The organism is Ruegeria sp. AH3, assembly GCF_056536265.1.
The window spans coordinates 1,900,028-1,919,853 of sequence record NZ_JBQFJL010000001.1; the positions used below are offsets into that span (position 1 = coordinate 1,900,028).

16 protein-coding genes are annotated in these 19,826 nt (G+C 59.1%); 13 read left to right on the plus strand and 3 right to left on the minus strand.

Annotated features, from left to right (window positions below):
* Positions 1-29: 29 nt before the first annotated feature.
* The 13 genes from ACR3EM_RS09545 (at position 30) to ACR3EM_RS09605 (ending at position 14,973) form a co-directional block, all read left to right on the plus strand.
* The gene (locus ACR3EM_RS09545; protein ID WP_480470476.1) at positions 30-1,220 is read left to right on the plus strand and encodes a toxic anion resistance protein; all 1,191 of its coding nucleotides are present in this window, start codon (positions 30-32) and stop codon (positions 1,218-1,220) included.
* A gap of 14 nt (positions 1,221-1,234) precedes the next feature.
* Positions 1,235-2,191, plus strand: a complete 957-nt coding sequence (locus ACR3EM_RS09550; RefSeq protein ID WP_480470477.1) for a DUF2927 domain-containing protein — start codon at positions 1,235-1,237, stop codon at positions 2,189-2,191.
* A gap of 22 nt (positions 2,192-2,213) precedes the next feature.
* Positions 2,214-3,362 carry an SPFH domain-containing protein gene (locus ACR3EM_RS09555; RefSeq protein WP_480470478.1) on the plus strand — a complete coding sequence of 383 codons (1,149 nt, stop codon included), beginning with the start codon at positions 2,214-2,216 and terminating at the stop codon, positions 3,360-3,362.
* Between the two features lie 34 nt (positions 3,363-3,396).
* Positions 3,397-4,488, plus strand: a complete 1,092-nt coding sequence (locus ACR3EM_RS09560) for a TFIIB-type zinc finger domain-containing protein (RefSeq protein WP_480470479.1) — start codon at positions 3,397-3,399, stop codon at positions 4,486-4,488.
* A 59-nt stretch (positions 4,489-4,547) separates the two neighbouring features.
* Positions 4,548-5,216, plus strand: coding sequence for a nitroreductase (locus tag ACR3EM_RS09565; RefSeq protein WP_480470480.1), 669 nt, complete (start codon positions 4,548-4,550; stop codon positions 5,214-5,216).
* A 33-nt stretch (positions 5,217-5,249) separates the two neighbouring features.
* On the plus strand, positions 5,250-5,687 hold the full coding sequence (dtd, locus tag ACR3EM_RS09570; RefSeq protein WP_480470481.1) for a D-aminoacyl-tRNA deacylase: 438 nt from the start codon (positions 5,250-5,252) through the stop codon (positions 5,685-5,687).
* Entirely contained in the window at positions 5,687-6,790 is a 1,104-nt protein-coding gene (locus ACR3EM_RS09575; RefSeq protein WP_480470482.1) for a glycerate kinase type-2 family protein, read from the plus strand. Before dtd ends, ACR3EM_RS09575 begins: the two co-directional genes overlap by 1 nt.
* 44 nt (positions 6,791-6,834) lie before the next feature.
* Positions 6,835-8,829, plus strand: coding sequence for a CocE/NonD family hydrolase (locus ACR3EM_RS09580; RefSeq protein ID WP_480470483.1), 1,995 nt, complete (start codon positions 6,835-6,837; stop codon positions 8,827-8,829).
* A gap of 125 nt (positions 8,830-8,954) precedes the next feature.
* Positions 8,955-10,541 carry an ABC transporter substrate-binding protein gene (locus ACR3EM_RS09585; RefSeq protein WP_480470484.1) on the plus strand — a complete coding sequence of 529 codons (1,587 nt, stop codon included), beginning with the start codon at positions 8,955-8,957 and terminating at the stop codon, positions 10,539-10,541.
* Position 10,542: 1 nt separating this feature from the next.
* Entirely contained in the window at positions 10,543-11,499 is a 957-nt protein-coding gene (locus tag ACR3EM_RS09590; protein WP_480470485.1) for an ABC transporter permease, read from the plus strand.
* Complete coding sequence (locus tag ACR3EM_RS09595) at positions 11,496-12,353, plus strand: ABC transporter permease (protein ID WP_480470486.1); 858 nt, start codon at positions 11,496-11,498, stop codon at positions 12,351-12,353. The genes ACR3EM_RS09590 and ACR3EM_RS09595 overlap by 4 nt, the downstream gene beginning before the upstream one ends.
* Positions 12,350-13,987, plus strand: a complete 1,638-nt coding sequence (locus tag ACR3EM_RS09600; protein WP_480470487.1) for an ABC transporter ATP-binding protein — start codon at positions 12,350-12,352, stop codon at positions 13,985-13,987. Before ACR3EM_RS09595 ends, ACR3EM_RS09600 begins: the two co-directional genes overlap by 4 nt.
* A gap of 149 nt (positions 13,988-14,136) precedes the next feature.
* Positions 14,137-14,973, plus strand: a complete 837-nt coding sequence (locus tag ACR3EM_RS09605; RefSeq protein ID WP_480470488.1) for an alkaline phosphatase family protein — start codon at positions 14,137-14,139, stop codon at positions 14,971-14,973.
* A gap of 3 nt (positions 14,974-14,976) precedes the next feature.
* Here ACR3EM_RS09605 and ACR3EM_RS09610 read toward each other — a convergent pair whose 3' ends face one another.
* From ACR3EM_RS09610 to ACR3EM_RS09620, 3 genes are all read right to left on the minus strand, one after another.
* Positions 14,977-15,900, minus strand: a complete 924-nt coding sequence (locus ACR3EM_RS09610) for an alpha/beta hydrolase (protein WP_480470489.1) — start codon at positions 15,898-15,900, stop codon at positions 14,977-14,979.
* A 15-nt stretch (positions 15,901-15,915) separates the two neighbouring features.
* Complete coding sequence (locus ACR3EM_RS09615; protein ID WP_480470490.1) at positions 15,916-17,805, minus strand: acyl-CoA synthetase; 1,890 nt, start codon at positions 17,803-17,805, stop codon at positions 15,916-15,918.
* A gap of 159 nt (positions 17,806-17,964) precedes the next feature.
* Entirely contained in the window at positions 17,965-19,785 is a 1,821-nt protein-coding gene (locus ACR3EM_RS09620; protein ID WP_480470491.1) for an ABC transporter transmembrane domain-containing protein, read from the minus strand.
* Positions 19,786-19,826: the final 41 nt, after the last annotated feature.

The following is a 19,826-nucleotide window of genomic DNA, read 5'->3' on the forward strand; positions in this document are numbered from 1 at the left end:
CGGCCACTATTTGAACGAGGATTATCCCCATGTCCGATGATATCAAGAATAAAGCGGTCGAAGCGGAAACGCTGGTGCAGGAAGTGACTGCAGTAACGCTGCCCGAACCGCGGACCGACATTATCCCGCTGGAAGAGGCGGACGAGCCCGTGAGCGCCGAGATCCGCAAACGGATGGGAGAGATCGACATGGACGACACCAATTCGATCGTGTCATTCGGCTCCTCTGCTCAGGCAGAATTGCAAGAGATCAGCCAGGCGATGCTGGCCGATGTACGAAACAAGGATGTGGGGCCAGCGGGCGACAGCCTGCGCAACATCGTCACAACGATCCGTGGCTTTTCGGTCAGCGAGCTGGACGTTCGGCGTGAACGCAGCTGGTGGGAAAAACTGCTGGGCAAGGCCGCACCCTTCGCTAAATTCACCGCGAAGTACGAAGAGGTTCAGAGCCAGATCGACCGGATCACGGACAACCTGCTGGGGCATGAGCATACGCTGCTGAAAGACATCAAATCCCTTGATCTGCTCTATGAAAAGACGCTGGATTTCTATGACGAACTGGCGCTTTACATCGCGGCTGGAGAAGAAAAGCTGACCGAATTGGACAGCCACGACATTCCTGAGAAAGAGGCCGAGGTTCAGGCCGCGCCCGAGGACCAGCAGGTGATGAAAGCGCAGGAACTTCGCGATCTGCGCGCCGCGCGAGATGATCTTGAACGCCGGGTGCATGATCTGAAACTGACGCGCCAGGTGACGATGCAGTCGCTGCCCTCGATCCGGTTGGTACAGGAGAATGACAAATCGCTGGTGACCAAGATCAACTCGACTTTGGTCAACACCGTGCCACTGTGGGAGACGCAGCTGGCACAAGCGGTCACCATTCAGCGCAGCGCCGAAGCGGCCGCAGCGGTTCGCGATGCCAATGACCTGACTAATGAATTGCTGACCTCAAACGCGGCTAATTTGCGCGAATCCAACAAGATGATCCGCGAAGAGATGGAGCGCGGCGTGTTCGACATAGAAGCGGTCAAGCAGGCCAATGCAGACCTGATCGGCACGATCAACGAAAGCCTTGCGATTGCGGATGAAGGCAAAGCCAAACGCGCCGCAGCCGAAGAGGAGTTGCAGAAGATGGAAGCGGAGCTGCGCGATACGCTAGCTGCGGCAAAGGCGCGACAGGATGGCATTGGCGACAATGCCGGAACCGCCGTTCCCGGGTAAGGGGAACAACGCGCGTGTGGCCGTTTCCAAGGATCAACGCTGCTGTGCTTGGCCTGTCACTGCTAGCTCTGGCCAGCTGTGACGAGGTACTGACCACCTCGGTCGTACCCGAGCCGCGCCCGGTTCAGCCGCAGGAGCCCAGCAACGCCTATGTTGAACCCTCTGCCGCAAGCCTCGATCTAGCACGGTATTATCAGAGTGTAGAGAACAATCTGTTGACCCGCGGCTTGCTGCGCACGGATGGAGGGGGTCCGGATACGCCATACGACGCGGATGATCTGGCCCGCAATTTCGAGACGATCGCCTTCTACAACGAATATCCCGGTCAGGGCGTGTCAAACGGCGCAGGCCGGACACGCAGGCAGTTGAGCCGCTGGTCAGCCGCAGTTCGCATCAAACCTGAGTTCGGCCCTTCGGTCGCGCCTGAGGTCCGGCAGCTGGACGCGGCTCAGATCAATGCCTATGCGGATCGCTTATCCCGGCTGACGGGCCATCCGGTCTCAACCGTAAGCCGCAACGCAAATTTCCACGTCTTTGTGGCGGGTGAAGATGACACGGCTTATGTACAAGCGCGGTTGCGGCAGTTGATTCCCGGCATCGGACAGGCGCAACTTGATCTTTTTGATAAGCTGCCACGGTCATTCTATTGTTTCGTCTTTGCCTCAGCCTCGAGCGGATCACCGCAGACTTATACAAGAGCGGTCGCCCTGATCCGGTCCGAGCACCCCGACCTTGTGCGCCTCAGCTGCATTCACGAAGAGCTTGCGCAGGGGCTGGGTCTGCCAAACGATAGCCCTCAGGCCCGACCGTCGATCTTCAATGATGATGACGAGTTTGCCTTGCTCACCAGCCATGATGAAAAGCTGCTGACCATCCTCTACGACCCACGCCTGAGCTCTGGCATGACCGCTGAAGAGGCGCGCCCGGTGGTCCGTATCATTGCACGCGAATTGATGGGGCAGTCGCTCTGACCCCGAAGACAGGAGTAATCCAATGGGAATTTTTGATTTTCTGACCGGCGAATTCATCGACGTCATTCACTGGGTCGATGATACCCGCGACACCATGGTTTGGCGGTTCGAACGTGAGGGGCACGAGATCAAATACGGGGCCAAGCTGACCGTGCGCGAAGGTCAGGCGGCGGTCTTTGTGCATGAGGGGCAGTTGGCGGATGTGTTCACGCCCGGTCTCTATATGCTCGAAACCAACAATATGCCGATCCTAACGACGCTGCAGCATTGGGATCACGGGTTCCAGTCGCCCTTCAAGTCCGAGATCTATTTCGTCAACACGACCCGGTTCAATGACCTGAAATGGGGCACCAAGAATCCGATCATGCTGCGCGACCCCGAGTTCGGGCCCACCCGCATTCGGGCGTTCGGCACCTACACAGTGCGCGTGAAAGATGCGGCCAAGTTTTTGATCGAGATCGTCGGTACCGATGGTGAATTCACCATGGACGAGATCAGCTTTCAGATCCGCAACATCATCGTGCAGGAATTCAGTCGCGTTATCGCCGGTTCCGGCATCCCGGTTCTGGACATGGCGGCCAACACCGCCGATCTGGGCAAGTTGATCGCTGCGGAAGTCTCGCCCGTTCTCGACGGTTACGGGTTGGAGATGCCCGAGTTCTACATCGAGAATATTTCGCTGCCGCCTGCGGTTGAGGCTGCGCTCGATAAGCGCACCTCGATGGGTCTTGCCGGTGATCTGGGCAAATTCACACAATATTCGGCAGCCGAAGCGATGACGGCGGCGGCCAACAACCCCGGTCAGGGCGGCGGCATGGGCGCAGGGCTCGGCATGGGAATGGGCATGGCGATGGCGCAGCAGATGTCGAATATGGCAGCGGGTCAGCCAAGCGGCCCTTGGGGCGGTTCCGCCCCCGCTGCCCCGCAACCCTCGGCGCATGCGGCGCCGCCGCCTCCGCCACCCGTCGAACATGTGTGGCATATCGCGGTTGACGGACAAACCAGCGGGCCGTTTTCGAAGGCCAAGATGGGGCGTATGGCCGCTGAAGAAGAACTGACGCGCGACACCCATGTCTGGACCGCCGGTCAGGACGGGTGGAAAAAGGCGGGCGACGTGCAGGAGCTGGCGCAGTTGTTCACGATCCTGCCCCCTCCGCCGCCGGGCGCGTGATCTGGCCATTGGCAACCTGAGATCGGAATCTGGAATGGCCAAAGACGAACACCGTTTTCCCTGCGATCAGTGCGGGGCGGATTACCGGTTCAACCCGGGTGATGGCACGCTCACCTGTGATCATTGTGGCAATTCCGAACCCATTGGATCGGGTCCGTGGGGCGGTGCCAGCTTGCGCGAACTGGATTTCGACGCAGCCATCGCGGAGCGGTTACCAGACAGCGAGATCGAAGAAACCCGCGTACTGACCTGCCCGAACTGCGCCGCGCAGGTCGAGTTCGACCCGAACACCCATGCGGCTGAATGTCCGTTCTGCGCCACTCCGGTGGTTACGGATACGGGCGTGAGCCGTCACATCAAACCACGCGGCGTGTTGCCGTTCGCCTTGGATGAACGCAGTGCCCACAAAGCGATGGGCGACTGGTTGGGGCGGCTTTGGTTCGCGCCGAACGGCCTTAAGGAGTATGCGCGCAAAGGGCGAAAAATGCAGGGCATTTATGTGCCCTACTGGACCTTCGACGCCGACACCAAATCGAGCTATCGGGGCGAACGCGGGGTCGTATACTACGAAACCCGCACCGTGATGCGGGACGGCAAACGTGTGCAGCAGCAGGTGCCAAAGGTGCGCTGGACGCCGAAATCGGGACGCGTGGCGCGGTTCTTTGATGATGTTCTGGTGCTTGCCTCTCGGTCCCTGCCAAAGTCCTATACCGATGCGCTGGAGCCATGGGACCTGCCCGCGCTTGAGCCCTATCAGCCAGAGTATCTGGCCGGGTTCCGGGCCGAAGCCTATACCGTTGAATTGCAGGACGGTTATGCCGAGGCGCGTGCGCACATGGCCCGCGTGATCGAACGCGATGTCCGGTTTGACATAGGTGGGGACCGGCAGCGCATTCATGCGATCGACACGGACGTGCGTGATGTCACGTTCAAGCACATCCTCCTGCCGGTGTGGATGGCCGCGTACAAGTATCGCGGCCAGACTTATCGCTTTGTGGTCAATGGCCGGACCGGACGCGTTCAGGGTGAGAGGCCATGGTCCGCAATCAAGATCACCATCGCTGTCGTTCTGGGTCTGCTGATAGCGGCAGGAGTTGGCTATCTGGTGGCCACCGGTCAGCAATAGCGGCCTTGCGCATCGCACACCATCAGGTCATCTTCGCGCCGACCGGATCGGAGGGCCAAGTGACCTTTTCAACATTGAAACAGTTGCTGCAAGCGCGCCATTCCTGCCGCGCGTTCAAGGCTGATCCTGTGCCCCGCGATCAGATCGAACAGATCGTGGCCAGTGCCAGCCGCGTGCCCAGCTGGTGCAACGCACAACCATGGCAGCTGACGATCATCGGCGGGCCTGAGACCGACGCGTTCCGCGCGGCTCTCCTGCAAGAGGCAACAAGCGGCACACCGTCCCCTGACCTGCCCTTCCCCACTCGATATTCCGGCGTCTATCAAGAGCGCCGACGCGCCTGCGGTTGGGCACTTTATGACGCCGTGGGGGTTGAGAAAGGCGACCGCGCTGCCTCGGCCCGGCAGATGATGGAAAATTTTTCTCTATTCGGTGCGCCGCACTGTGCGATCCTGTCGAGCCCGGCAGAGCTGGGCGCATACGGCGCGATGGATTGCGGCGGGTTCGTAACAGGGTTCGCTCTGGCGGCTCAAGCCTTAGGCGTGGCCACCATTCCGCAAGCAGCGGTCGCATCATATGGCCCGTTTCTGCATCGCTATTTCGACATCCCGGAAGATCGCCTCATCCTTTGCGCGATCTCTTTCGGCTATCCCGACCCTGATCACCCGGCCAATGCGTTTCGGACAGAACGCGCCGAGGTTGAGCAGATTATCGAGTGGCGCGGTTGAGCCCGAAACCTGACTGAACGAGAATACAAGAACATGCGCGCATTGCTTCAACGAATTTCCCGAGCTTCGGTTCGCGTCGATGGCGCCGTGATCGGTCAATCTGGGCCGGGATTGATGATCCTGGTTTGCGCGATGCAAGGGGATGGTGAGGCTCAGGTCGTGCAACTGGCGGAAAAGATTGCGAAGCTGCGAATATTTAAGGATGAAGCAGGGAAGATGAACCGCTCGATCCTGGATGTTCAGGGCTCGGCGCTGGTGGTCAGCCAATTCACACTTGCAGCGGATACCTCGCGGGGAAACCGGCCCGGCTTTTCAGCGGCAGCGCCCGCGGCCGAAGGTGAGCAACTGTATGAAGCGTTCGCGCGCAAATTGGCAGCTTTGGGCATTCCGGTCGAGACCGGGGCGTTCGGGGCCGACATGGCGGTGGAACTGGTCAATGATGGGCCAGTCACGATTTGGATGGAAAGCTGATGCAGACTTCTCAACAGGCACTAGAGTTCTGGCACGCGGGCGTCGCAGCCGTTGATGGCTATCGGTCGACTCTGGATGCGACGCAAGGCATGGACCGCCCCGACCAGATACTGGCCGTTGGAAAAGCTGCAGGCGCGATGGCGCGTGCGGCGGCAGAGCGGTTTGGCGATGTGCCCGTACTGGTAGTAACCAAGGATGGCCATGGTGAGGGGCTACCCGCGCATATCCAGGTTCTTGAAGCCTCGCACCCGGTTCCCGATGCCCGCAGCCTGGCCGGAGGGCGCGCCCTGCGCGAAACCGTTGAGGGGCTGCCCGCCAGTAGCCATCTGCTGTTGCTGGTGTCGGGCGGCGCTTCGTCGCTGGCCGAGGACCTCGTGCCGGGCAAAACACTGGACGATCTCGAAGCGTTGAATCGCCAACTGCTGGCAGATGGTCTGGATATCGGTACGATGAATGCAGAACGGCGCAAACTGTCCCGGATCAAGGGCGGTGGTTTGCTGTCTCATTTTCACGGCGCGCGCGCAACGGTTTTGGCGATTTCAGATGTACCCGGCGACGACCTGGGAGTGATCGGATCGGGCATCGGTTCGTTGCCCGATACCCCGGAATTTGAGGCACAAACCTCGATCATCGCATCCAATGCCCATGCCCGCCATGCGGCGGCGCTGGCCGCGCAACAGGCCGGGTTTCAGGTTCTGGCCGATGAAGAAGCGATGCATGACGATTATTTAACCGTCGCAACCCGGATCGGCGCGCAGCTGCGCGATATGCCAAACGGTGTGATGGTGTTCGGAGGCGAACCAACAGTTGTCCTGCCCGACACCCCGGGGCGCGGAGGACGCAATCAGGGGCTGGCTCTCGCCCTGGCGCGTGAGATCGCTGGACAACCTGGGCTGACGGTCATCGTGGGGGGCACCGATGGCACCGACGGACCAACAGATGCGGCCGGAGCGATCGTGACAGGTGAGACATGGGCGGACGAGGCCAAGGGTTATCTTGACCGTGCAGACAGCGGCAGTTTCCTTGATAAGGCCGGGGCTTTACTGATTACGGGTCCCACGGGCACAAATGTCATGGATCTGGTGATTGCAATCCGGGACTGATCTGACATCTTGGCCGGGTCAGTTTCGGCCCGGAGATCAGACCCATGGCTCAGCCCCCCAATACACTTCGTGAAATCGAAGACATCGCCGACATGGGTATCGTCATGCCCGATGGCTGCCGCCTGTCGGCACGCGTCTGGCGGCCCATTGATGCGCTCGACAATCCTGTTCCGGCTATTCTGGAGCACTTGCCCTACCGCAAACGTGACGGAACGACGACGCGCGATGCGCTGACCCATCCGTGGTTTGCCAAGCGTGGCTACGCCTGCATCCGGGTCGATATGCGCGGCAATGGCGATAGCGAAGGGCTGATGGAGGATGAATACACGCAACAGGAGCTGGATGACGCCGTTGAGGTGATCCGGTGGCTAGCAGATCAGCCCTGGTGCAACGGTTCGGTCGGGATGATGGGGATCAGCTGGGGCGGCTTCAACTCCCTGCAGGTTGCCGCGATGCAGCCCGAGGCTTTGAAAGCGATCATCACGCTCTGCTCGACAGCGGATCGTTATGCCGATGACATCCATTATAAAGGCGGGTGTCTGCTGAACGAAAATCTGGGTTGGGGGGCGACGATGTGGTCTTATTCGTCGCGCGCGCCGGACCCGGCACTGCGGGAAGACTGGCGTGATCTCTGGCTGAAACGGCTTGAAGCTGAACCTTTCCTGCCATCGGTCTGGCTGCGCCATCAGGCGCGCGATGCCTATTGGCAGCATGGTTCGGTCTGCGAAGATTTCAGCGCAATTCGCGCGGCCACTCTTGCTGTAGGCGGCTGGGGCGACGCCTACAAAAACACTGTGCCATGGCTGGTCGAAGCGCTCGACGCGCCAGCGAAAGGAATCGTCGGCCCTTGGGTTCACAAATATCCGCATTTTGCGATCCCCGAGCCTCGCATCGGGTTTTTGCAAGAGGCGCTGCGCTGGTGGGATCATTGGCTTAAGGGCGAAGACACCGGGGTTGCCGATGATCCCGATTATCGTGCCTATGTGATGAACGGCGTCCGACCGGCGCGCTGGTACAGTGAAAGACCGGGACGATGGATTGCCGAGACCGAGGGGGCGACCTCGCATCTTCCTACAGTTGCGATGCGCCTCGCGGATGACGGGCTAGGCTGCGATGGCCCGCTGGATGCGCGCATCCGGTCACCGCACACATGCGGGATGGAAGGCGGAGAATATTGCGCGATCTGGCTTGGTCCCGACATGCCGGGTGACCAGCGGAGCGACGATGCGCTGTCGGCCTGTTTCGACAGCACCCCATTGGGCGATGATATCGAGATCGTCGGCGCGCCCAAAATCCGGCTGCGCCTGAGTGCCGACAAGCCGCAGGCTCAGATTGCCGTTCGGCTGAACCATCTGCACCCTGACGGGGCCTCGACCCGGATCACCTATGGTGTACTGAACCTGACGCATCGCGAAGGCCACGCCGAGCCAACCGCTCTGACCCCTGGTGAGAGCTATGACATCGAACTGGACCTTGATCATATTGCCTATCGCATACCCAAGGGGCATCGCTTGCGGGTCTCAATCTCAAGTTCCTATTGGCCATTGATTTGGCCCTCACCCGAAACGGCAGAGCTGCACCTGACCAGCGGTGAAATCGTCGTGCCAACGCGTGAGCCGGGTCACAGGGACGAGTGCGGCTTTGCTCCGCCAGATGCAGAATCCCCCCGTCCAGTCTCGACAGTGCGCGAATCGCACAACGCGCGTAGGGTTGAGATCGACATGAACACGGGTCAAACGCATATGATCATTGAGGATGACTTCGGGAAAATCCGCGACGAGATGCATGGCCTGATCAACGGCAGCACTGCATATGAAAAATGGTCAATCCATCCAGACGATCCCCTGTCGGCCCGCGGCGAATGCCGCTGGACGCAAGAGCTGGAACGGGATGATATCCAACTCAGAACCGAAACCGAGTGTGAAATGTGGTCGGATTCCGAGCATTTTTTCCTGCGCGCACAGATAAACGCCTATGAAAACGAGGTTTTGGTTTTTTCGAAAAAGCTAGAGGATACCATACCACGCAAGCTTATATGACTTTCAGGCCCATTGAGTGACAGATTATTGCTTGCCCGTCGGCCTGAAATGCGCCTAGTTTGACTCATGCGTCAATAAAAAGCCCGAAAACGGGCTGACCATCCAACCAATTGGGAGATTTCTGGATGAACGATCAACTCACTCACATGTCTAAACTCGTGGCGGCAGGCAGAATGTCGCGCCGTGAATTCATGGGCCGGGCAGCTGCTCTGGGTGTATCCGTCGCAATGGCGGGCAGCGTATTCGCAACCGCGGCACGGGCGGCAGGACCGGTCAAAGGCGGTACCATCCGCGTTGGTATTCAGGGCGGCGGCTCCTCTGACAGCCTCGATCCGGCGCTGGCCGCAAACGCGACTGCAACGCAGGTGCTGCGTCTGTGGGGCGAACCGCTGCTGGAACTGGACCCCAAAGGCGGTCTGTGGCCGCGTTTGGCCGAAAGCTTCGAGGCATCCGCCGATGCGCGCGTCTGGACCTTCAAGATTCGCTCGGGTGTGAACTTCTCGAACGGTAAGACCATGACCGCCGACGACGTGCTGGCCACAATGGAGCGCCACGCCGGCGAAGAATCGCAGTCAGGTGCGCTTGGACTGCTACGCGGCATCAAGGCCATGAGCGTCGAGGGTGATAAATTCATTGTCGAACTGGACAAACCCAACGCCGACCTGCCCTATCTGCTGACCGACTATCACCTGCTCATTCAACCCAATGGTGGTAAAGACGATCCAACCGCGGCAATCGGAACCGGGCCCTATGTCCTGAGCGATGTCGAACCTGGCGTGCGCTTCGTTGGTGAAAAGAACCCCGACTATTGGGATGATAATGTTGGCCATGCCGACACGATCGAACTGATCGTCATCAACGACGACACCGCGCGTGTCGCGGCGCTGCAGTCGGGTCAGGTGCATATGATCAACCGCGTTCCGCCGCGCACGGCAAACTTGGTTGGCCGCGCGCCAAACATCAACCTGCGCACTACGTCTGGTCCGGGTCACTATGTGTTCATCATGCACGCCAACACCGCCCCCTTCGACAACAAAGACCTGCGGATGGCGCTGAAGTACGGCATCAACCGCCAAGAAATGGTCGATAAAATCCTGTTCGGCTTTGGCTCGATTGGCAACGACACACCAATCAACAGCTCATACCCGCTGTTTACCGAGTTGGAGCAGCGCGAATACGATCCGGACAAGGCCAAGTTCCATCTGGAGCAGTCAGGCTTTGACGGAGCGGTATTGCTACGCACATCTGACAACTCGTTCCCGGGTGCGCCAGACGCAGCAGCTCTGTTCCAGCAATCCTGTGGCGCTGCCGGTATCAATATCGAGATTAAGCGCGAGCCCAATGACGGCTATTGGTCTGAGGTCTGGAACAAACAGCCTTTCTGCACCAGCTACTGGGGTGGTCGCTCGACGCAGGATTTCATGTTCTCAACCGCTTATCTGTCGACCGCCGACTGGAATGACACGCGGTTCAATAACGAACAGTTCGACCAGCTGTTGTTCGCAGCCCGCGGCGAGCTGGACGAAACAAAGCGGATCCAGATGTATGCCGACATGTCCACCATTCTGCGTGATGAAGGCGGCCTGATCTGTCCGATGTTCAACCAGTTCATCGACGCGACGACTTCGGACGTGGATGGCTGGATCGATTCCGAGAACGGATTCGATCTGAACAACTTCTACGCTCCGATGACCATGTGGGTTGCTGCCTGATATGGGAATCGCGATGAAACTTGTGGTCCAGCGCATTGCGCTGGGCCTTTTGCTGCTATTAGCTGTATCTGTGCTGATTTTCGTGGGCACGCTCATCCTGCCCGGTGACGTGGCCCAATCCATCCTCGGTCAGTCCGCTACGCCCGAAGCCCTCGCCAACCTGCGCGAAGAGCTGGGATTGAATGAACCCGCCATCACCCGCTATTTCGACTGGCTATTTGCCGCGTTGCAGGGTGATTTAGGTACTGCGCTGACCAATGGTCGTGACATTGCCGAGAGTATCGGTCAACGCATGTCCAACACTCTGTTTCTTGCCTTTTGGGCCGCCCTGATTTCGGTACCTCTGGCAATCCTTCTGGGTCTGATCGCGGTGCGCTATAAGGACCGCTGGCCCGACAAGCTGATCTCGGCCGTTACGCTGGCATCAATCTCGATCCCGGAATTCCTGATCGGTTATCTGCTGATGTATTTCGTCGCGGTGAAGCTGGGCTGGTTCCCATCCGTTGCGATGATCGGTGACCACATGAGCCTGCTGCAGAAGCTTCAGGCGATTGCATTGCCCGTGATGGTTCTGACGCTTGTGGTACTGGCACATATGATGCGCATGACCCGCGCGGCAATTCTGAACGTGATGCAATCGGCCTATATCGAGACGGCCGAGCTCAAGGGATTGACCGGGTTTCAGGTTATCGCGCGCCACGCCTTCCCGAACGCCATCGCTCCGATCGTCAACGTGGTGATGCTGAACCTGGCCTATCTGGTGGTCGGCGTCGTGGTGATCGAGGTGGTGTTCGTCTATCCCGGCATGGGACAGTACCTTGTTGACCACGTGGCGAAACGTGACGTTCCGGTGGTACAGGCCTGCGGTCTGATCTTCGCCGCCGTCTATATCGGCCTCAACATGATTGCAGACATCGTCTCGATCCTGGCCAACCCGCGTCTGAGGCATCCGAAATGAAGAACATCCCTATTTCTGCACTGATCGGGCTGTTCCTGACGGCCCTCTACTTTCTCGTGGCGCTGTTCGCGCCGCTCATCGCGCCTTACGGCATGGCTGAAATTGTCGGCGGTGTGTGGGAACCCTCGAAGATCGAGATCATGCTTGGGATCGCTCCCGAAGGTTTCACCGAGTCGAATTTCTGGCTGGGCACCGACAATATCGGCCGCGATCTGCTGAGCCGGATGATCTATGGCGGGCGTACCACCATCTTCATCGCGACGGCTGCAACGATACTGTCCTTCGTGACCGGTTCGGTCCTGGGCTTCTTTGCGGCGGTGATGGGCGGCTGGGTCGATCAGGTGCTGTCGCGCTTTGTCGATCTGATCATGTCGATCCCGACACTGATCTTCGCCCTCGTGGTCCTCTCGGTGATGCCGGTGACCGTCCCGATCCTGATCGTCGTCATGGGTCTGCTGGATTCGACCCGTGTCTATCGTCTGGCCCGTGCTGTTGCCGTCGACATCACCGTCATGGACTATGTCGAAGCCGCGCGTCTGCGGGGCGAAAAGATCGCTTGGATCATCTTCCGCGAAATCCTACCCAACGCGCTGTCACCGCTGGTGGCCGAGATGGGCCTGCGCTTCATCTTCGCCGTGCTGTTCGTCTCGACTCTGTCATTCCTGGGTCTCGGCGTGCAACCGCCCGAGGCTGACTGGGGTGGCATCGTGAAAGAGAACAAGGAAGGCATCGTCTACGGCATTCCCGCCGCCCTGCTGCCCGCTGTCGCCATCGCGACGTTGGCAATCTCGGTCAATCTTGTGGCTGACTGGGTTCTGAACCGTACCACATCGCTGAAAGGAGGCCGGGGATGAGTGATACCCTTCTCAAGGTCCGCGACCTCAAAATCGGCGCGACCGTCTATCCGCCGGGTGAGAAACCCCATGACATCGAAATCGTGCACGGGGTCAGCTTTGACCTTGAGCGCGGCAAGGTGCTGGGGCTGATCGGTGAATCCGGGGCGGGCAAGTCTACCATCGGTCTGGCCTCGATGGCCTATGGCCGCGGAGGTGTGAAAATCACCGGTGGCGAGGTTTGGGTCAACGGGCGCGATATCCTCAAGACATCCTTGCGTGATATCCGCAAACTGCGCGGGGGTGAGGTCACCTATGTGTCCCAATCCGCTGCGGCGTCGTTCAATCCGGCCAAGAAGATCATGGATCAGGTGGTCGAGGCCGCGGTCGAACAGAAGAAGTTCACCCGCAAAGAGGCCGAGGCCCGCGCGCGCGAGCTGTTTGCCAAGCTGGGTCTGCCTGACCCCGACAATATCGGCAATCGCTATCCGCACCAGGTCTCGGGCGGCCAGCTGCAACGCTGCATGACTGCACTTGCCCTATGTCCGGAACCGGATCTGGTGGTGTTCGACGAGCCCACCACAGCGCTGGACGTAACCACGCAGATCGACGTTCTGATGGCCATCAAAGAGGCCATTGCGGATACCGGTGTCGCCGCTCTCTATATCACCCACGACCTTGCTGTTGTTGCGCAGGTAAGCGATGACATCATGGTTCTGAAGATGGGTAATACCGTTGAATACGGCACAACCGATCAGATCATCAACAACCCGCAGGAGGAATACACTCAGGCGTTGGTCTCGGTCCGGTCCATCGAGCACGAAGAAAAGAAACCCACGCCAGAACCTGTGCTGACCGTCGAGGGTATCACTGCGCGCTACAAGGGTCTGAATTTCGACGTCCTGCACAACGTCAATGTTGAGCTTCATCCGGGGCAGACTTTGGCGGTCGTGGGCGAATCCGGCTCAGGTAAGTCCACACTGGCGCGGGTGATTACTGGCCTGCTGCCGCCGCGTGATGGAGAGATCACCTTTGCAGGGCGCAAGCTCAGCCCTGATCTGGCTGGCCGCTCACGCGAGGACCTGCGCGAATTGCAGATGATCTACCAAATGGCTGACGTCGCGATGAACCCACGCCAAACCGTCGGGACTATCATCGGTCGCCCGTTGGAGTTCTACTTCAACATGCGCGGTGCCGAGAAACGCAAGCGGATCATCGAACTGCTGGATGAAATCGAACTGGGCGAAAAGTTCATCGACCGGTATCCGGCGGAACTGTCGGGTGGTCAGAAACAGCGTGTCTGCATCGCGCGGTCGCTGGCGGCCAAACCGAAGATGATCATCTGCGATGAAGTCACCTCGGCGCTCGATCCACTGGTGGCGGATGGCATCCTGAAACTGCTGCTGGACCTGCAGAAGATCGAGGATGTGGCCTATCTGTTCATCACCCACGATCTGGCGACGGTGCGTGCGATCAGCGACAGTATTGCGGTGATGTACCAAGGACGCGTCGCGCGCTACGGCTCGAAAAGCCAGGTGCTCAGCCCGCCATTCGATGATTATACCGACCTTCTGCTCAGCTCGGTGCCAGAAATGCATCTGGGTTGGCTGGAAGAGGTTGTCGCACATCGCAAGATGGAGAGCGCTGGCAACTGATCACATCGTAACAGTTCCATGAAATCTCATAATCCCGACATCTTGTCCGATGACAGGTGTCGGGATTTTGCTATTGGAGGCGCGAACGGACGCCCTTGGAATCGCGAATCCAATAGGGTCACTGGAAAGAGCAAAAAGAAGGCTGAAACATGGATCGCAAACTGCTTTTGATCATTCTTGACGGCGTCCCATGGCGCAATTTCCGCCGCCTCTTTGGCAACCTCGAAGGCTGGGTCGACACCGGTGAAGCGCGCGTGTGGAAGCTGCGCGCCGTCCTGCCCTCTACCTCGGCCAGTTGCTATGCGTCGATCCACACCGGCGTGACACCGCAAGAGCATGGTTGTACCGGCAACGGCAACGTTTTCCGTCTGAGCCATAAGGATGTGTTCAGCCAGGTGCGTGAGGCCGGGGGAGTGACAGGCGCCGTCACCCACAGCTATTGGTCGCAGTTCTTCAATCGCCACCCGTTCGATTACGTTCGCGACGTGGAATATGACGAGCCGGACAGCAAGACCATCAACCATGGCCGGTTCCACACCATGACCGGCTATGGCAAAGCCAACCAGATGACACCATGCGATGTGGATCTGTTCGCTTCGCTCACCAACCTGTGCCTGCGCTTCGGGCTGGACTACGGCATTCTGCACACCTGCACGCTAGACAGCATGGGCCACCGTTTCTTCCACGACTGCCCCGAGATGGATCACGCCTGTTTTGTCGCGGACGAAATGCTCGCCCCTTTCATCCCCCGCTGGCGGCAACTGGGGTACGAGGTCATCGTTACAGCTGACCACGGCCAGGATGAGCGCGGCCACCACGGCGGGCGCAGTCCGCTGCAACAGGAAACAGCCTTATATTACTTCGGTGACGCCGGAGGTCCTGAGGCCGCTACGGTGATCGATCAGCTACAGCTGGCACCGACCATCCTGACCCGGATGGGCGCGCCAGTAGCAGACACGATGAAAGCCGAACCTTTCCTGATCTAGGCTTCAATCGTAGGACCAGATCCCCTGCCCCAGCGCCTCGATGGCGACCGATATTCGTTCAAAGCTGTCGGCGGCACGCTTTACCGTGCTTCGGGCGCGCAAATAGCCGTGGATCAGCCCGGGTTCATTGACGCAATGCGCATGCCCACCGGCGGCTGTGATACACTCGCAATAGGCAAGCCCGTCATCGCGTAATGGATCACAATCGGCTGTCACCACAACCGTAGGCGGGAGGTTCGAGAAATCGCGATCCTGCAAAGGCGCAAATGTCGGGTCATCATCCGGCACGTCGCCCGCACAGCGGATCGATTGGTAGAATAGGACATCATCGCGCGTAAGCATCGGGGCGTTAGCGTGTTCGATATACGAGCCCTGCGAAGGATCTCCGCCCAGCCCAGGGTAGATCAGAACCTGCCCGAGCACATTGTCCAATCGCCCCCGGCCATGATGTGCAACAGTTGCGGCAAGATTGCCGCCCGCGCTGTCCCCGGCCAGTACGATGGGATCGCCGAATTCCCGGACAACCCAGCAGGTTGCAGTCCAGCTGTCCTGAAACTGGGCAGGGTGTGCATGTTCTGGACACAGCCGGTAGTCGACCGACACGACGCGGTATCCGGTCTGCACACAAATCTCGGCGCAGACATCGTCATGGCTGTCCAAACCGCCGACGACAAACCCTCCGCCATGAAAATACACAACGCTTCGGGTCGGATCACCCGCAGTATAGAGGCGAACCGCAACACCATCCGCGTCACGGTCTTCTACTTCAACACCCGATGGACGAGGCTGACGAAACTCCTGACACATCGCATCATAAACGCGACGCTGATCTTCGATGGACATATCGACCGCGTCATCAGGATAGCTTTCGGCCGTGCGACGTATGAACGCCCAGGTTTCTTCGTCGATCAGGCGTTCATAGTCCATTGTCCCTCCCGCGGCTTACTCAGACCACTCCCACGGCCGGGTGAATGCCCCCAGCACCTTGGCCACATCGTCCTCGGAAGACCCGTTCGCGTCAAGCTGTGCGACAAGCCCGCGTTTCTTGTCATCGATTACGGACACAACGCGCGCCGCGACACCTGCAGTTTCCAGGGCACCATTGTAGATGCGGGTGATGGCCTGTTTGCGCAGATCCGGTTTGAACACCTTGCCGACCGCGGTTTTTGGAAGCTCATCCAGAATGGTCATATGCTTGGGCTGCGCCGCGCGTTCGTGGACGTGGACCTTGCAATACTCCATCAGCTCTTTTTCGGTAACTGAGGCACCCTCGACCAGCTCCACAAACGCACAAGGCACCTCACCCGAATGCGCATCCGGCTGGCCGATGGCCCCGGCAAAGGCGACGGCTTCGTGGCCAAGCAGGGCCTCTTCGATCTCGGCAGGATCAATATTGTGACCGCCCCGGATGATCAGGTCTTTGGCGCGCCCGGTGATCCAGAGATAACCATCCTCATCAAACCGTCCCAAATCGCCTGTGCGCAGGTATTTGTCGAAATGATAGAGGTTCGTGTTCTTGTCTGTCTCGGTATAGGTGTTGCCCGCGTAGACGCCGGGGTTCGAAATGCAGATTTCACCGATCTGATCTGCGCCGCATTCTTTAGGGCCATCCGGTCCGTCCTGCAGGATTTTGACATCCGTATAGGGGAACGGAATACCGATCGAGCCGATCTTCTTCTCGCCATCCACAGGGTTGCACGACACCAGACAGGTTGCCTCGGTCAGGCCGTAACCTTCGACGATGGTGACGCCTGTCGCTTCTTCGAAGCGGCGGAACAGTTCGACGGGCAACGGGGCTGAGCCTGAAAAGGCGGTTTTCACGCTTGAAATATCAGCATCGACCGGGCGCTGCATCTTGGCCGAGATTGCGGTTGGCACGGTGATGATGAACGAGACCTTCCAACGTTCGATCAGCTTCCAGAAATTGTCGAACACGCCGTCGCCGCGATATCCAGCGGGCGTTGGGAAAATCACATGCGCCCCCGAGGACACAGCTGCCATCACAATCACATGCACCGCAAAGACATGGAACATCGGCAGCGGGCACATGATGACGTCGTTTTCGTCAAACAGCAGCGTGTTGCCCAACCAGCCGTTATAGATCAGGCCAGAGTATTTGTGTTGCGCTACCTTTGGCATGCCCGTTGTGCCGCCGGTGTGGAAATAACAGGCGACGCGGTCTTCCTGACTGTCCTCAAAATTCAGCGTTTTCGGCTGCTTGTTCAACTCGGCATTGAAGTTCTTGTAATCCGCATGGGCCAGTTTTTCCTTGTCGCCCATCTTGGGGCGCAGGAACGGCACGAGCCAGGATTTAGGCGGCGTCAGATAGCGGTTCAGGTCAATCTCGAGGATCGTGTTGACCCCCGGCGCGTGGCGCACGGCCTCTTCCACCTTCTGGGCCACATCGGTTTTGGGGAAGGATTTCAGCGTGACCACGACCTTCGCCTTGGTCTCACGCAGGATCGCGGCAATCTGTTCGGGCTCCAGCAAAGGGTTGATCGGGTTCACGATCCCTGCAACCGCGCCACCCATCATGGTTACCAGCGTCTCGTTACAGTTGGGCAGTACATAAGCCACCACGTCCTTTTCGCCGATGCCTAGCGAGCGGAACAGGTTGGCTGCCTGATTGACTTTGCCCAGCAGCTCCGACCATGTCAGCGTCTCTGCCTTGTCAGTCGGGCCGGATAGCAATTGAAAGCTGATCGCCTTGTGGTTCGGGAACTTGCCCGCCGTCCGCGACAACAGCTGATGGAAGGTGACGGGCACATCCCGGTCTTCCCACGCCATCTCCTGCTCGATGCGCGCCTTGTCTTCCAATCCCACAAAGGCCATGTGGCTCCTCCCCTGATCTGTCTCCCGTGTCGCGCACGGGTTTGTTTGTGCCTCCAAGATGGAAGCAAAACACCGCATGCGCAAGCAAGGGCTTAGCGATCAGGTTCGGGAAAATGTAGAATGACGCTACGGCGAAACAAGATGTGCCGGAGCGTCACTTTATTCTGCGGCCACTCCGTCGGTGAACTGCAAACGCGCCAGACGGGCATACAAGCCGTCCTGCGCCACCAGATCATCATGCGTGCCCTGCGCTACGATCTGTCCCGCCTCAAGCACGACAATACGATCAGCCTTCTTCACGGTCGCCAGCCGGTGCGCCACGATCAGCGTGGTACGCCCTGCCCTCATATTATCAACTGCGCCTTGCACCGCGCGTTCGCTTTCCGCATCCAGCGCCGAGGTCGCCTCGTCCAACAGCAGCACCGGCGCATCGCGGAGGATGGCGCGCGCGATGGCGATACGCTGTTTCTGACCACCTGAAAGCATTACGCCGCGCTCACCCACGAAGCTGTCATACCCTTCGGGCAGAGCCGAGATGAAGTCATGCGCGGCAGCAGCGCGGGCGGCGGCCTCAACTTCGGCATCCGTCGCATCAAGGCGGCCGAAGCGGATATTCTCGCGTGCCGAGGTGGCGAAGATCACCGGGTCTTGTGGCACCAGCGCGATGTGCTGACGGAAGTCGTCACGATTGAGGTCGCGCAGATCGCACCCGTCGAGGCTGACCTGCCCGGCATCCGGATCGTAGAACCGCTGGATCATCTGGATCACGGTCGTCTTGCCCGCACCAGACGGGCCGACAAAAGCCACCGTTTCCCCGGGTTTGATCTGCAGCGACAAATGATCCAATGCGACGACATCCGGGCGGGCGGGATAGCGGAAAGTCACATCGTCAAAGTGAATCTCGCCCCGGACTGGCGCAGGCAGAGCTCTAGCCTGCAGCGGATCATTGACTGTATCCTCAGCGTTCAGCAGCTCGACCAGCCGCTCGGTTGCGCCCGCTGCGCGCTGCAGTTCGCTCCAGATTTCCGACAATGCAGCAACCGAACCTGCCATGATGATCGAATAGATCACGAACTGGATCAGCACGCCCTCGGTCATCACCCCGTTACGCACGTCATTCGCGCCCATCCACAACACGCCGACGATGCCCGAGAAAACGAGGAAGATAACGATGACCGTCAGAATCGCACGGGTCTGGATTCGGCGCAGAGAAACTTCGTACGAAGTTTCTGTCATCTCACCGAACTGCGCCCGGCTGGCCTGTTCATGGGTAAAGGCTTGCACGGTCTGCACCGCTCCCAACGCCTCGCCCGCGTTTCCCGATGACGCCGCAATCCAATCCTGGTTTTCGCGACTGATCACCCGCAACCGGCGACCCAGCACCAGAATCGGCACGACGACCAACGGAATAAGCAGCAGAACCATCCCAGTCAGCTTGGCCGAAGTCAGCAACATCAAAACCAATCCGCCTACGAACATCAGCAGATTACGCAGGGCAATCGACACCGACGAGCCCAGCACCGACTGGATTAGCGTTGTATCGGTGGTGATCCGGCTGAGGACTTCTCCGGTCATGATGCGTTCGTAAAATTCGGGACTCATCCCGATCACGCGGTCGAATACAGCCTTTCGGATATCGGCCACCACGCGCTCACCCAGTCGGGTCACCAGCGCATATCGAATACCCGTGCCTATGGCGAGGATACCAGCAATGACCAGAGCGGCCAGAAAATACCAATCCAGAAGCTCGCCATCTTCAATACGGAAATTATCAACCACACGGCGCACAGCCAAAGGCAGCATTAATGTCATGCTGGCAGTCAGGATCAGCGCCAAAGTCGCACCGATCATCAACAAGCGATACGGCAGCATGAAAGGCCACAGCGACCGCAATACGCCGATCTTCTTCGACCCGGCCCGCTCTTCATGCGCACCGGGCGCCTGTGCATTCGCTGGACTGGCTGAGCGTGTTCTTGCCATGTCTGGCCCTTGTCTTCTGGTCATCGCCGTTATCTGGCGCG

What these genes read in the sequence shown, in the direction of transcription:
- ACR3EM_RS09545 (WP_480470476.1), top strand. Translation starts at nt 30, where the DNA reads ATGTCCGATGATATCAAGAATAAAGCGGTCGAAGCGGAAACGCTGGTG.
- ACR3EM_RS09555 (WP_480470478.1), top strand. Translation starts at nt 2,214, where the DNA reads ATGGGAATTTTTGATTTTCTGACCGGCGAATTCATCGACGTCATTCAC.
- ACR3EM_RS09560 (WP_480470479.1), top strand. Translation starts at nt 3,397, where the DNA reads ATGGCCAAAGACGAACACCGTTTTCCCTGCGATCAGTGCGGGGCGGAT.
- dtd (WP_480470481.1), top strand. Translation starts at nt 5,250, where the DNA reads ATGCGCGCATTGCTTCAACGAATTTCCCGAGCTTCGGTTCGCGTCGAT.
- ACR3EM_RS09575 (WP_480470482.1), top strand. Translation starts at nt 5,687, where the DNA reads ATGCAGACTTCTCAACAGGCACTAGAGTTCTGGCACGCGGGCGTCGCA.
- ACR3EM_RS09580 (WP_480470483.1), top strand. Translation starts at nt 6,835, where the DNA reads ATGGCTCAGCCCCCCAATACACTTCGTGAAATCGAAGACATCGCCGAC.
- ACR3EM_RS09585 (WP_480470484.1), top strand. Translation starts at nt 8,955, where the DNA reads ATGAACGATCAACTCACTCACATGTCTAAACTCGTGGCGGCAGGCAGA.
- ACR3EM_RS09590 (WP_480470485.1), top strand. Translation starts at nt 10,543, where the DNA reads ATGGGAATCGCGATGAAACTTGTGGTCCAGCGCATTGCGCTGGGCCTT.
- ACR3EM_RS09595 (WP_480470486.1), top strand. Translation starts at nt 11,496, where the DNA reads ATGAAGAACATCCCTATTTCTGCACTGATCGGGCTGTTCCTGACGGCC.
- ACR3EM_RS09600 (WP_480470487.1), top strand. Translation starts at nt 12,350, where the DNA reads ATGAGTGATACCCTTCTCAAGGTCCGCGACCTCAAAATCGGCGCGACC.
- ACR3EM_RS09605 (WP_480470488.1), top strand. Translation starts at nt 14,137, where the DNA reads ATGGATCGCAAACTGCTTTTGATCATTCTTGACGGCGTCCCATGGCGC.
- ACR3EM_RS09610 (WP_480470489.1), bottom strand. Translation starts at nt 15,900, where the DNA reads ATGGACTATGAACGCCTGATCGACGAAGAAACCTGGGCGTTCATACGT.
- ACR3EM_RS09615 (WP_480470490.1), bottom strand. Translation starts at nt 17,805, where the DNA reads ATGGCCTTTGTGGGATTGGAAGACAAGGCGCGCATCGAGCAGGAGATG.
- ACR3EM_RS09620 (WP_480470491.1), bottom strand. Translation starts at nt 19,785, where the DNA reads ATGGCAAGAACACGCTCAGCCAGTCCAGCGAATGCACAGGCGCCCGGT.